This window comes from Thalassiella azotivora (assembly GCF_054781695.1).
Genome location: NZ_BAAGTX010000020.1, coordinates 25,870 through 38,604, shown reverse-complemented (window position 1 = coordinate 38,604; position 12,735 = coordinate 25,870). Strand labels below are relative to the sequence as shown.

The 12,735-nt window shown below is 75.9% G+C and carries 12 protein-coding genes; 7 read left to right on the top strand and 5 right to left on the bottom strand.

Annotated elements, in window-relative coordinates:
• Positions 1–5: 5 nt before the first annotated feature.
• Positions 6–731, bottom strand: a complete 726-nt coding sequence (locus ACYVQV_RS14250) for a metal-dependent transcriptional regulator (protein WP_461023972.1) — start codon at positions 729–731, stop codon at positions 6–8.
• A 116-nt stretch (positions 732–847) separates the two neighbouring features.
• On the opposite strand from ACYVQV_RS14250, the gene ACYVQV_RS14245 reads away from it, so the two are divergent.
• The 3 genes from ACYVQV_RS14245 (at position 848) to ACYVQV_RS14235 (ending at position 3,645) form a co-directional block, all read left to right on the top strand.
• Complete coding sequence (locus ACYVQV_RS14245; protein WP_461023971.1) at positions 848–2,203, top strand: cryptochrome/photolyase family protein; 1,356 nt, start codon at positions 848–850, stop codon at positions 2,201–2,203.
• A gap of 9 nt (positions 2,204–2,212) precedes the next feature.
• A complete protein-coding gene (locus ACYVQV_RS14240) occupies positions 2,213–2,935 on the top strand; it encodes a hypothetical protein (RefSeq protein WP_461023970.1) in 723 nt (240 codons plus the stop codon).
• Positions 2,936–3,015: 80 nt separating this feature from the next.
• Positions 3,016–3,645, top strand: coding sequence for a malonic semialdehyde reductase (locus ACYVQV_RS14235; protein WP_461023969.1), 630 nt, complete (start codon positions 3,016–3,018; stop codon positions 3,643–3,645).
• Between the two features lie 52 nt (positions 3,646–3,697).
• On the opposite strand, the gene ACYVQV_RS14230 is transcribed toward ACYVQV_RS14235, so the two are convergent.
• Positions 3,698–5,290 carry an ABC transporter permease gene (locus ACYVQV_RS14230; RefSeq protein WP_461023968.1) on the bottom strand — a complete coding sequence of 531 codons (1,593 nt, stop codon included), beginning with the start codon at positions 5,288–5,290 and terminating at the stop codon, positions 3,698–3,700.
• Positions 5,287–6,252 (bottom strand): ABC transporter ATP-binding protein, encoded by a 966-nt coding sequence (locus ACYVQV_RS14225; RefSeq protein WP_461023967.1) that lies wholly within the window; start codon positions 6,250–6,252, stop codon positions 5,287–5,289. Before ACYVQV_RS14225 ends, ACYVQV_RS14230 begins: the two co-directional genes overlap by 4 nt.
• A gap of 88 nt (positions 6,253–6,340) precedes the next feature.
• On the opposite strand from ACYVQV_RS14225, the gene ACYVQV_RS14220 reads away from it, so the two are divergent.
• Positions 6,341–6,826, top strand: coding sequence for a GbsR/MarR family transcriptional regulator (locus tag ACYVQV_RS14220; RefSeq protein WP_461023966.1), 486 nt, complete (start codon positions 6,341–6,343; stop codon positions 6,824–6,826).
• A gap of 368 nt (positions 6,827–7,194) precedes the next feature.
• Here the strand turns inward: ACYVQV_RS14220 and pdxH are convergent, their stop codons facing one another.
• Positions 7,195–7,935 carry a pyridoxamine 5'-phosphate oxidase gene (pdxH, locus tag ACYVQV_RS14215; RefSeq protein WP_461023965.1) on the bottom strand — a complete coding sequence of 247 codons (741 nt, stop codon included), beginning with the start codon at positions 7,933–7,935 and terminating at the stop codon, positions 7,195–7,197.
• A 119-nt stretch (positions 7,936–8,054) separates the two neighbouring features.
• Here pdxH and ACYVQV_RS14210 point away from each other — a divergent pair, with 119 nt between their 5' ends.
• Genes ACYVQV_RS14210 through ACYVQV_RS14200 form a run of 3 tightly spaced genes read left to right on the top strand, consistent with a single transcriptional unit; the run spans position 8,055 to position 11,533 of the window.
• Positions 8,055–9,185, top strand: coding sequence for a citrate synthase 2 (locus tag ACYVQV_RS14210; RefSeq protein ID WP_461023964.1), 1,131 nt, complete (start codon positions 8,055–8,057; stop codon positions 9,183–9,185).
• A 30-nt stretch (positions 9,186–9,215) separates the two neighbouring features.
• Positions 9,216–10,346, top strand: coding sequence for a phosphoserine transaminase (serC, locus tag ACYVQV_RS14205; RefSeq protein WP_461023963.1), 1,131 nt, complete (start codon positions 9,216–9,218; stop codon positions 10,344–10,346).
• Positions 10,313–11,533, top strand: coding sequence for an MFS transporter (locus tag ACYVQV_RS14200; protein ID WP_461023962.1), 1,221 nt, complete (start codon positions 10,313–10,315; stop codon positions 11,531–11,533). Before serC ends, ACYVQV_RS14200 begins: the two co-directional genes overlap by 34 nt.
• On the opposite strand, the gene ACYVQV_RS14195 is transcribed toward ACYVQV_RS14200, so the two are convergent.
• Entirely contained in the window at positions 11,523–12,719 is a 1,197-nt protein-coding gene (locus tag ACYVQV_RS14195; RefSeq protein WP_461023961.1) for a class I SAM-dependent methyltransferase, read from the bottom strand. The genes ACYVQV_RS14200 and ACYVQV_RS14195 overlap by 11 nt on opposite strands.
• Positions 12,720–12,735: the final 16 nt, after the last annotated feature.

Genomic DNA, 12,735 nt, shown 5'->3' with positions numbered 1-12,735 from the left:
GCCGGTCAGGCGGCGACGAACACGTGGTCGGCGACGCTGCGCGGCAGGTCCACCGACGTCGCCGGGTCGGTGCCGATCCGCACGCCGGAGTCGACCTGCTCGACCGCGACGGTGCCCCCGGGGCGCAGCCCCGCGGCAGCCAGGCGCGCCATCAGCGCCGGGTCGCCCTGGACCGGCTCCCCCAGCCGGCGCACGACGACCTCGACCCGCCCACCACCGGCGGCGGCGGCCGGCAGGGTCTGCAGGCCGGCGAGGTAGCCGACCGGGTCGGCGTCCGTCCCGACCGTCACGCCGTCACCGGTCTCGACGACCTCGCGCAGCTCGTCCAGGCCAGGGATCGGGTTGCCGTACGGGGACTCGGTGGGGTGGTCGAGCATCGCCAGGATCCGCTTCTCGACGCGCTCGCTCATCACGTGCTCCCAGCGGCACGCCTCCTCGTGCACGTACTCCCACTCCAGGCCGATGACGTCGACGAGCAGCCGCTCCGCGAGCCGGTGCTTGCGCATCACCCGGGTCGCCTTGGCGCGCCCCTCGGCGGTCAGCTCGAGGTGCCGGTCGCCGCTGACCACGACCAGGCCGTCGCGCTCCATCCGGGCCACCGTCTGGGACACCGTGGGGCCACTCTGCTGCAGCCGCTCGGCGATGCGGGCGCGGAGGGGGACGATGCCCTCCTCCTCCAGCTCGAAGATCGTCCGCAGGTACATCTCGGTGGTGTCGATGAGATCGCTCACTGCTGCTGCCGCCTCGCATCCGTGTGGTGGCCGAACCTGCGCCCAGGGTAGTCGTCGCGCGGGTACCCCCGCGGGTTCCGGTGGCGCCGGTCACGCCGCGCCCCGAGGCTGGTGCGGTGCCCGACGTCGTGCTGTGGCTGCGCAGGGACCTGCGGCTGGGTGACCACCCCGCGCTGCTCGCGGCGGCCGAGCAGGCGGACGGCGGGCGGGTGCTGCCGCTGTTCGTCCTCGACCCCGCCCTCCTCGGTCCGGCGGGGACGGCGCGCACGGTCTGGCTGCTGCGGTCGCTGCGGGCGTGGGACGCCTCGGCGGGCGGGGCGCTGGTGGTGCGGTCCGGCCGCCCTCAGGACGTCGTCGCGCAGGTGGCGCGCGAGCTCGGCGCGGCCGCGGTGCACGCGACCGCGGACGCCGGGCCGTACGGGCGCGAGCGCGACGAGCGGGTCCGGGCGGCGCTCGCGGGCGACGACGTCCCGCTGGTGCGCACCGGCACCCCGTACGCGGTGGGGCCGGGCACGGTGACCAAGGGCGACGGGTCCCCGTACGCCGTGTTCACCCCCTTCTCCCGCGCGTGGCGCGAGCACGGCTGGCCGTCGCCCGCCTCGACGCCGCCGCCCGGGCTGCGGTGGGCACGTTCGGTGGACGGCGACGGCGTCCCGGACGAGCCGTCGTCCGAGGTCGACCTGCCGGACGTCGGCGAGGAGGCGGCGCTGCGCCGCTGGCGGGAGTTCTGCGAGCACGACCTCGACGACTACGCCGACGCGCGTGACCGGCCCGACCTGCCGGGCACGTCGCGGATGTCGGCGCACCTGAAGTACGGCGAGGTGCACCCGCGGACGCTGCTGGCCGACCTGGCCGGTCGCCGCTCGCAGGGCGCCCGGACGTACCGGACGGAGCTGGCGTGGCGGGAGTTCTACGCCGACGTCCTGTGGCACCACCCGGAGTCGGCCCGCGAGTACCTGCGCCCGCAGCTGGCGGGGATGCGCTACGACGCCCCGGGCGAGCGGTTCGACGCGTGGTGCCGGGGCGAGACGGGCTTCCCGTTCGTGGACGCCGGGATGCGCCAGCTGCTGCGGGAGGGCTGGGTGCACAACCGGGTGCGGATGGTGGTGGCGAGCTTCCTGGTCAAGGACCTGCACGTGGAGTGGCAGCACGGCGCGCGGTACTTCCTGCGCCACCTGCGCGACGGGGACCTGGCCAGCAACAACCACGGCTGGCAGTGGGTCGCGGGCTCGGGCACGGACGCCGCGCCGTACTTCCGGGTGTTCAACCCGGTCACGCAGGGCACCCGGTTCGACCCGGACGGCGAGTACGTGCGCCGGTACGTCCCCGAGCTCCGGCACCTGCCGGGACGCGCCGCGCACACGCCGTGGGACGCGGACGGCGGCTACGACCGCGGCTACCCCGAGCGGGTCGTCGACCACGCGGCCGAGCGCGAGGAGGCGCTCGCCCGCTACCAGGAGGTCCGGGGGTAGCGTCGCGGGATGCGCGAGCTCGTCGTCCCCGCACGCTTCAACGGACCGCCGTCGTCGGGCAACGGCGGGTGGACGGCGGGTGCGCTCGCCGGTCTCGTCGCGGACGCCGGCGACGGCGCCGTCCCGGTGTCCGTGCGGCTGCTCGCCCCGCCGCCGCTGGACGTGCCGCTGCGGGTCGGGGTGGTCGACGACGTGACCCGGCTGACGGGCCCGGACGGCGCCGCGGTCGCGGAGGCGTCGGCGGCCCCGGACGCCGACCTGGTCGACGTCGCCCGGGTGCCGGACGCCGAGGCGGCGGCTGCGGCGTCGGCGTACCGGGGCGCGCAGCAGCACCCCTTCCCCACCTGCTTCGTCTGCGGGCCGGACCGCCCGCTCGGGGACGGGCTGCACCTGACCCCCGGGGTGCTGGCGGACCGGCCGGACGACACGGCCTGCACGTGGGAGCCGCGGGAGGCGCCGGACGTCGCGACGACGTGGTCGGCCCTGGACTGCCCGGGCGGGTGGTCGGTCGACCTGGTCGGCCGGCCGATGGTCCTGGGCACGATGACCGCGCAGGTGCTGCGGACCCCGGACGCCGGTGAGCGCTGCGTGGTGATGGGCCGGGCCCTGGGGTCGTCCGGACGGACGGCCCGGACGGCGACGACGCTGTGGAGCAGCCAGGAGGTCCTCGCCCGCGCCACGGCGGTGTGGGTGGCGGTGTCGCCGGAGGTGCTGGCCGGCCTGCAGCGCTGACCGGCGCCCGGGGAAGACAAGGGGTAGGTTGAGCGTTCAAGGAAGTGTTCCGACCGCATCCGACCGAGAGGTCCGCCCCGATGACCACGACGGCCGACACCCGACCCGTCGACCTCGCCCAGCACCTCGCCCTCGACGAGCGCGCGCAGGACCTGCTGTTCCGCGAGGCGCGCACCGCGAACGCGTTCACCGACGAGCCCGTCACCGACGACCAGGTCCGGGCGATCCACGACCTGGTCCGGTGGGCACCCACGTCGATGAACACCTCCCCGCTGCGGGTGACCCTGGTCCGCTCCGCCGAGGCGCGCGAACGCGTCGTCGCGCACATGGCCGAGGGCAACAAGGCGAAGACGGCGGCGGCGCCGCTGGTCGCCGTCCTGACCGCCGACCACGACTTCCACCGCCACCTGCCCCGGCTGGCCCCGCACGCCGAGGGCGCGGTCGAGCGGTTCGCGGCGATGCCCGGCCGCGACGAGATGGCGCGGGTGAACGCGACCCTGCAGACGGCCTACTTCATCCTCGGCGTGCGCGCGGCGGGCCTGGCGGCGGGTCCGATGACCGGTTTCGACCGGGACGGCCTGACCCGCGACCTCTACCCGGCGGGTGACCGCAGCGTGGTCGCGGTGGTGAACATCGGCCGGCCCGCGCCCGACGCCTACCGGCCCCGTGCGGCGCGCCTGGACTACGACGAGGTCGTCGACACCATCTGACCCACCCGCCGGTGGGCCGGCCGGGACGGTCCGGACAGCCCACCGGCCGGGGTCAGGCGGCGGTGAGGTCGCGCCGGCGCACGCCCACCACCCCGGCGGCCACACCGGCCGCGGCCAGCGCCGTCAGCACGAGCAGCGGCCCGGCGACCAGGTCCTCGAGCGGGGCGGCGGGCACGTGCTCGAACGGCGAGACGTCGAGCGTCCAGGTGGGCAGCTCCAGCAGCGGACCGAGCCAGCCGGCGACGAAGCACAGGACCAGCGCGGCCCAGGCCGCCAGCGACGCCCGGGGCAGCCAGCCGAGCAGGAGCACGGCGACGGCCGTGACGACGAGGACGGCCGGCAGGTAGGCCAGGGACGCCGCCGTCAGCTGCCCCACCCGGGAGGAGTCACCGCTCGTCAGCGCGTGCGACACACCCATGCCGGCGCCGGCGGCTGCGAGGGTCAGCACCGAGCCGAGCAGCGTCACGGCGAGCGTGGCCAGCACCCAGCGCGTCCGGGACAGGCCCGTGGTCAGCAGGGCCTCGGCCCGTCCCGCGGTCTCCTCCGAACGCAGCCGCAGCGCCGAGGACACCGCGAACGCGCCGGAGAGCACCGCCGTGGTCAGCAGGGCGTAGGCGAAGAACCCGTCCACCACGGCCTCGCCGGAACCCTCCCCGAAGACCTCCTGGAACACCGGGTTGCTCTCGACGAGCTCGCCGACCTCCTGGGCGAAGGAGCCGTAGACCAGGCCCAGGACGAGCAGGGCGGCCGTCCACCCCGCCAGCGACCCGCGCTGCAGGCGCAGGGCCAGGCTGAGCGGTCCGGTGAGCAGCGGGCTCGCGCTCGGCCGGCCGGGCCGGGTCGCCAGCAGCCCGGCCCCGACGTCGCGCCGCGCCACCAGCAGGCCGGCCAGCGCGACGAGGACCGCGACCAGGCCGAGTGCGAGCAGCAGCGGCCACCAGCGCTCGTCACCGAAGGGACGGGTGGCCTGCACCCAGCCGATGGGCGAGAGCCACGACCACGGGCCGTCGCCGATGTCGCCGAAACCGCGGACGAGGAAGGCCACCCCGAGCAGCGCACCCGACGTGCCGAGCGCCGGCCGGGCGTGCTCGCTCACCTGGGCGGCGACGACGCCGACGGCCGTGAACACCAGTCCCGTCGCGGCCACGACGGCCCCGTAGAGCAGCGACCCGGACGCCGGCAGGCCGAAGGCGGCGAACGACGCGGCCACGCCCGCACCCACGAGCAGGCACGCCGACCCGACGACGAGCAGCGCCGCGGTGACGGGGGCGAAGCGTCCGACCACCCCGGCGCGGACGAGCTCGGTCCGGCCCTGCTCCTCCTCCGCGCGGGTGTGCCGGACCACGAGGAAGACGCCCATGAGGGCGACGCCGACCAGCGCGACGAGGTTGACCTCGAAGACGGTGATGCCGCCGAGCGTGTCGACGGCGGTCGGCGGGCCGCTCATGACGACGGCGGCGGGGCTGCCGCCGACGGTGGCCGCGTAGGCGTCCCGCTCGGTCTGGGTGTCGTAGACGCCCTGGACCGCCTGGGCGGAGGCGCCGGTCACGAGGACGACGCTCCCCACCCACAGCGGGAGCCGGACGCGGTCGCGACGCAGGACGAGCCGCACGAGGGCGCCGGTGCCGGCGGGCAGGACGCTCACCGCGGGCCGCCCGTCGTGACGTGCGCGCCCGAGCCGGGCGCGGGGGCGCTCCCACCGTCGGCCGGCTCGGCGTCGACGTGCTCGCCGTACTGTCGCAGGAAGAGCTCCTCGAGGGTCGGCGGGTGGCTGGTCAGCGACCGCACACCGAGCCCGGCGATGTACCGGACGGCCTCGTCGAGGTGGTCGGAGTCGACGTCGAACGCGACCCGCCCGTCCGTGACCTGCGGCTCGTGCACGCCCGGGACGTCGGCCAGCCCGGTGGCCGGTCGCGCGGTCTCGGCGACCACGGTGGTGCGGGTGAGGTGGCGCAGCTCCGCGAGCGTCCCGGACTGCACGACCCGGCCGGCGCGGATGATGCTGATCCGGTCCGACAGGGCCTCGGCCTCGGCGAGGATGTGGCTCGACAGCAGCACGGTGCGGCCCTCGGCCTTCACCTCGTGCACGACCTCCTGGAACTGGGCCTCCATCAACGGGTCGAGTCCGGACGTCGGCTCGTCCATGAGGAGCAGCTGCGCGTCGGAGGCCAGCGCCGCGACGAGGGCGACCTTCTGCCGGTTGCCCTTGGAGTAGGACCGGCCCTTCTTCGAGGGGTCGAGGTCGAAGCGCTGGAGCAGCTCCTCCCGGCGTCGGCGGTCCACGCCGCCGCGCAGGCGGGCGAGCAGGTCGATCGTCTCGCCGCCGGTGAGGTTCGGCCAGAGCACGACGTCCCCGGGGACGTAGGCGATCCGGCGGTGCAGCCGGACGGCGTCCCGCCACGGGTCGCCACCGAGCAGCTCGGCGTGCCCGGAGTCCGCACGCAGCAGCCCGAGCAGGATGCGGATCGTCGTGGACTTGCCCGACCCGTTCGGGCCGAGGAAGCCGTGCACCTCCCCGGCGCGGACCTCGAGGTCGAGCCCGTCCAGGGCGCGGGTGGCGCCGAAGGTCTTGACGAGGTCGGTCGTGCGGATCGCTGTCGTGGTCACGCTCCCGACGCTACACACCTTTCACAACCTTGTGAAGTGAATAACCTCTATGATCGACGTGACGCGACCCCGCCCGGGAGAGGACCTCGTGAGCACCGACCACGCCGAGCACGAGCGGCTGCTGCGCGCAGTCGAGCGGCTCGCCCAGGCCCTGGAGCAGACCGGCATGCCGCGGATGGCGGCGCGGGTCTTCTCGTACGTGCTGGCCGAGGACTCCGACCGGTACACCGCGGCCGAGCTCGCGTCGGGCCTGCGGGTCAGCCCCGCCGCGATCTCCGGCGCCGTCCGGTACCTCGTCCAGGTGCGGATGCTCAGCAAGGAGCGCGAGCCGGGGATGCGCTCGGACCTGTACCGGGTGCACGACGACGACGTGTGGCAGCGGATCGTCGCCGGCGAGGTCGAGATGCTGCACGCCTGGACCACGACGCTCGACGAGGTCATCGACCTCGTCGAGCCCGGGCGGGCCGGTGCCCGCCGCCTCGAGGAGACCCGCGCCTTCTTCGCGTTCCTGGCCGAGGAGCTGCCGGCGATGCTGGAGAAGTGGGGGGCCAGGCGCGCCGAGCTGTACGGCTGACGCGCTCCCCCTCCCGAGCGCCCGGCGACCCGACCGGACGAATCGCCGGAAACCCCCTGGCACACCCGGCGACGCCGACGTAGCGTGCTGCTACACGGGAAAGGAGGTGGTCCGTTCAGTGAAGAACTACCGGACACGTGAGGTGGCTGCCAGCTAGCCGCCCGAGGAACCTCGGACGGACTGCCCAGCAGATCCCGACGACCGCTCCGAAGCGGCCGGCGAGACCCAGGCAGTCACCGGAGCCCGTGGGGGCCGCACCCTCGTCCAGTGCGGCGGCCGACCGGTCACCGACCGGAGAGCGACCCCGCGGGCTCTCTGCTGCCCCCACGGACGGTGCGCGACGGCTCGCGGGCGGCGCCGGCTGCCGGTCAGGGCTGGCGGCGGGTGACGCGCCAGGCGGACGCGTCGTCCAGTGCGGCCGGTGCGCCGTCCCGCGCCAGGTACGCGACCCGGTCGTGCAGCCGGGACGCCTGGCCCACCCAGAACTCCACCTCGACGGGCCGGACCCGGTACCCGCCCCAGAACGGCGGCCGCGGGACGCGGTCGACGTCGGCGAACCGCCGCCCGGCCGCGGCGAACGCCTCCTCGACGTCCTCCCGTGAGGCCACCTCGTGGGACTGCTGCGACGCCCACGCCGAGACCTGCGAGCCGCGCGGCCTGGTGGCGAAGTACGCGTCCGCCTCGGCGTCGTCGACGGCCTCGACCACACCGCGCGCCCGGACCTGCCGGAACACCGGGTGCCACAGCAGCACCACCGACGCCGCCGGGTTGGCCGCGATCTCGGCGGCCTTGGCGGACACCGTGCTGGTGAAGAAGGTGAACCCGCGCGGGTCGAGGCCCTTGAGCAGGACGGTGCGCGCGTCGGGCAGGCCGTCGGCGTCGACGGTCGCGACGACCATGGCGTTGGGCTCGCTGACGCGCGGGTCCCTGGCCACCTCGTCGAACCACGCGGCCAGCAGCGTCAGCGGCGCGGCGGGCGGGGTGCGCACCGGCTCGGCCCCGACGTAGTCGAGCCTGGCGGCCGGGTCGACGACGCTGTGGCGCAGCAGGTCCGGGTCGACGCTCGACCCGGCGGACGCGGCGCCGAGCGGCGGCTGGCTGTCACCCACGACGCGACCTTACGACGGTGTGACGACCCCGGGGACGTCGGCACCGCGTCGGCGGGTGGGGGCACAATGGCGCGCGCGGTCCGGCCGGCCCGCACGACCACTCGACGAGGAGTGACCGGATGACCAGCACCGCGGACCCCGGGTTCGTCCCCGGCCTGGAGGGCGTCGTCGCCTTCGAGACCGAGATCGCCGAGCCGGACAAGGAGGGCGGGGCGCTGCGCTACCGCGGCGTCGACATCACCGACCTCGTGGGCCGGGTGTCGTTCGGCAACGTGTGGGGCCTGCTGGTGGACAACGGCTTCAACCCCGGCCTGCCGCCCGCCGAGCCCTTCCCGCTGCCGGTGCACACCGGGGACGTGCGCGTCGACGTGCAGAGCGCGCTGGCTCAGCTGGCGCCGATCTGGGGCTTCCGGCCGCTGCTCGACATCGACGTCGCGCAGGCCCGCGACGACCTGGCCCGCGCGTCGGTGATGGCACTGAGCTTCATCGCCCAGTCGGCCCGCGGGCAGGACCAGCCGATGGTCCCGCAGCAGGAGGTCGACAAGGCCACCACCATCGTCGAGCGGTTCATGATCCGCTGGCGCGGCGAGCCCGACCCCCGCCACATCGAGGCCGTCGACGCCTACTGGGTGTCCGCCGCCGAGCACGGGATGAACGCGTCCACGTTCACCGCCCGCGTCATCGCGTCCACCGGCGCCGACGTCGCCGCGTGCCTGTCCGGTGCGGTCGGGGCGATGAGCGGCCCGCTGCACGGCGGTGCACCGTCCCGGGTCCTGCACATGCTCGACGCCGTCGAGGACGGTGGCGACGCCGGCGCGTACGTGCGCGGCGTGCTGGACCGCGGCGAGCGGCTGATGGGCTTCGGCCACCGCGTGTACCGCGCCGAGGACCCGCGCGCCCGGGTGCTGCGCGAGACGTGCCGCCGGCTGGGGGCACCGCGTTTCGAGGTGGCGGAGGCGCTCGAGGAGGCCGCGCTCGCCGAGCTGCACGCACGCCGCCCGGACCGGGTGCTCGCCACGAACGTCGAGTTCTGGGCGGCCGTGGTGCTGGACTTCGCGCAGGTGCCGCCGTCCATGTTCACGCCCATGTTCACGTGCGCCCGCACGGCCGGCTGGGCCGCGCACGTGCTGGAGCAGAAGGCGACGGGCCGGCTCGTCCGCCCGAGCGCCCGGTACGTCGGCCCGGGCCCGCGCGGTCCGGAGCAGGTCGCCGGGTGGGACGACGTCTCGCACCCCGGTCGCGACGTCTGACACCGGCGCCCCGGCTGGGATGATGCGCGGGTGACCCAGACGCCCTCGCTGACCATCCCCGCGGACCTGCTGCCGGCGGACGGCCGCTTCGGGTCCGGCCCCAGCAAGGTCCGCCCGGAGCAGGTCGAGGCGCTGACCGGCCTGGCGCGCACCGTGCTCGGCACGTCGCACCGGCAGGCGCCGGTCCGCTCGCTGGTCGGCCGGGTCCGCGCCGGGCTGGCGGAGCTCCTCGGCGCTCCCGACGGCTACGAGGTGGTGCTCGGCAACGGCGGCTCGACGGCGTTCTGGGACGCCGCGGCGTTCGGCCTCGTCGGCGACCGCGCGCAGCACCTGGTGTTCGGTGAGTTCGGCGCCAAGTTCGCCGACTGCACCCGCCGGGCGCCGTTCCTCGGCGAGCCGACGGTGGTCGAGGCCGAGCCCGGCTCGTTCGCACCACCCGTCGCCGAGGACGGCGTCGACGTGTACGCGTGGCCGCAGAACGAGACCTCGACCGGTGTCGTCGCCCCCGTGCAGCGGGTCGACGGCACCGGCGACGACGCGCTGGTGCTGGTCGACGCGACGTCGGCCGCCGGCGGCGTGCCGGCCGACCTGTCCCAGACCGACGTGTACTACTTCGCCCCGCAGAAGGCGCTGGCCTCGGACGGCGGCCTGTGGCTGGCGGTGATGAGCCCGGCCGCGCTGGCCCGGGTCGAGGAGGTCGCGGCGAGCGGCCGCTGGGTGCCCGCCTTCCTGGACCTGCCCACCGCGGTGGAGAGCTCCCGCAAGGACCAGACGTACAACACCCCCGCGCTGGTGACGCTGGCGATGCTCGCCGACCAGGTGGACTGGCTGCTCGCCCACGGGGGCATGGACTTCGCCGCCGCGCGCACGGGCGAGTCGGCGGCGCACCTGTACGGGTGGGCGCAGGCGCGGGAGTGGGCGACCCCGTTCGTGACCGACCCTGCCCTGCGCTCCCCCGTCGTCGGGACGGTCGACCTGTCCGACGTCGTGGACGCCGCGCAGGTCGCCTCGGTCCTGCGGGCCAACGGCGTCGTCGACGTCGAGCCGTACCGCAAGCTCGGCCGCAACCAGCTGCGCGTCGGGATGTTCCCCGCGGTGGACCCGTCGGACGTCGAGGCGCTCACCCGGTGCGTCGACTTCGTGGTGGAGCGGCTGGCCTGAGCGCCACCCCGGCCCCCGCACCCGCGCCGGGCCTGCAGCGCGACCGCGTCACCCTCGCCGTCTACCTGATGGCGGGGTGCTGGGGCTGGTGGCTGTACGCGTTCGGCCCGGCGATGGTGCTGCTGCGCGACGAGCAGGGCACCAGCCGCACGGCGGCGTCGCTGCACGGGACGATGACGGCGGTCGGCGCGCTCGTCGCCGGGATCGTCGCGCCGGCGCTCGTGCGCCGGTTCGGACGGCGGCGGGTGCTGGCCGTCGGGTGCGCGGCGATGGCCGCGTCGTTCGGGCTGCTGGTGACCGGCACGTCGCTGCCGTTCACGCTGGCCGGTGCGCTGCTGGCGGGGACGACGGGGTCGGTCGCGTTCACGATGGTCACCCCGGTGCTGTCGGTGCTGCACGCCGAGTCGGCCCCGGCGGCCATCAGCGAGGCGAACGCGCTCGCGGCCACCGCGGGCCTGCTGTCGCCGCTCGCCGTGGGCGGCGCGGTGGCCGCCGGCTGGGGCTGGCGGGTGGTGTTCGTCGTCGCCGCGGCGTGGTTGCTGCTCACCGCCGCGGCGGTGGTGCGGGTCGGCCCGTCCCTGGCGTGGAGCACCCGCCCGGCGCGGGCCACGGGCCCGCGGCAGCCGTTCGGCCGGGCGTTCTGGATGCTGTGGTCCGTCCTGGTGGCGTGCATCGCCGCGGAGTTCGCGACCACGTTCTGGGCGGCGGACCTGCTGATGACCCGCAACGGGATGGCCCCGGGCCGGGCGAGCGCGGCGCTGTCGGCGTTCGTCGCCGGGATGGCGGCGGGCCGCTGGATCGCCTCGGGCGCGTCCCGGCGGTGGGCGCCGGACCGGTTGCTGCTCGTGGCGATCGGCGTGGCCGCGGCGGGCTGGGCGCTGCTGTGGCTGGCGCCGTCCCCGGTGGTCGCCGTCGCCGGGCTCGCGGTCTGCGGGCTCGGGGTCGCCTGGCACTTCCCGATGGGCGTCAGCCTGCTCGTCCGCGCCGCGGGCGGGCGACCGGACGCCGCGTCGTCCTGGGCGTCCATCGGCGCCGGCCTGGCGTCGGGCGCGGCCCCCTTCGCCCTCGGCGCCGCCGCGGACCGGGTCGGCCCGCACACGGCGTTCACGATCGTCCCGCTGGTGCTGGCCGTGGCCGCGGCCACCCTGTGGCTCACCCCGCGGGAGCGCGCAGCCGTCAGCCCGTGACGACCGGGGGCGCCCCGTCCAGCAGCCGCGCGAGCGCGGGCGTCACCTGCCACTGCCCGACGAGGGCCCGGTACTCGGCGACCTGCTCGTCGGTCGGCGGGTTGCCGGTGCGCACGGCGCGGATCATCGCGTTGCGCGGGGTGTGGCGGGAGTCGACGAACTCGACGACGTCGACGCGGTAGCCGTGCAGGCGGAGCAGCGCGGCGCGCAGGGCGTCGGTGAGGACGTCGGCGAACCGCTCGCGCAGGATCGGGTGGCGGGTGACCGCCTGGTACGGGAACGGTCCGGCCGCCCCGCCGCCGCCGGCGCGGCGCTGCTCGTCGAGCTGGCGCTGCAGGTCGTGGTGGCAGCAGGGCGCGGCGAGCACCACGGGCGTCTGCCACCGGACGGCCCGGGCGAGGGCCTCGTCGGTCGCGGTGTCGCAGGCGTGCAGGGCCAGGACGACGTCGGGTCGGGCGTCGAGGTCCGGCTCGGCGTCGGCGATCGCCCCCGGCTGGAACGTCAGGCCGTCGAGCGACGCCTCCGCGGCGCGTGCGGTGGACCGGTCGACGAGGTCAGGACGCAGCTCGACGCCGACGGTCGTCGTCCCCGGCCGTCGCTCACGCAGCAGCCGGTGCGCCGCGAACGTCAGGTAGGCGTTACCGCAGCCGAGGTCGACGACCCGCAGGGCACCGTCGCCGGGCAGGGCCTTGCGGACGACCGGTTCCACGAGGCGGAGGAAGGCGTCGACCTGGCGGCGCTTGTCGGCGTCGGCGCCGAGCACCGTGAACAGCGGGTCGTCCGGCGGCACGAGCCGCTCCTTGACCCGGTCGTGCCCACGTGGCGCGACGTCGCGGCGGCTCGTGGCGGCCCGGTGCACCTGCGCGTCGCCGCGCTTGGTGACGCGCAGCTGGATGGTCTGCGAGGTCGTCTCCACGTGCCAGTTGCCGAACGGGACGGCGAGCAGCCGGTCCACGCCCTCGGCCGCGCGGGACTCGTCGAGGTTCGTCGTGCTGACCCGCGGACCGGTGCGGGTCGTCACCTGCAGGTGCAGGCCGCCCTTGATCTCCACCGGCCGCAGCTCGGCGCGCTCGGGCTCGGGCTGGGCGCCGCGGCGCCGTCCGGACCCGACGGCGCGGACCAGCCCGCCGACGTCCAGCAGCGCGGCGCGGACGTCGGCGAGGGCGGGCTCGAGCGGTTCAGGCACCCGCCCATCGTCCCAG

Bases quoted from the DNA above. Each gene is read 5' to 3' on its own strand.
- ACYVQV_RS14240 (WP_461023970.1), top strand. From the start codon at position 2,213: ATGCGCGAGCTCGTCGTCCCCGCACGCTTCAACGGACCGCCGTCGTCG.
- ACYVQV_RS14235 (WP_461023969.1), top strand. From the start codon at position 3,016: ATGACCACGACGGCCGACACCCGACCCGTCGACCTCGCCCAGCACCTC.
- ACYVQV_RS14210 (WP_461023964.1), top strand. From the start codon at position 8,055: ATGACCAGCACCGCGGACCCCGGGTTCGTCCCCGGCCTGGAGGGCGTC.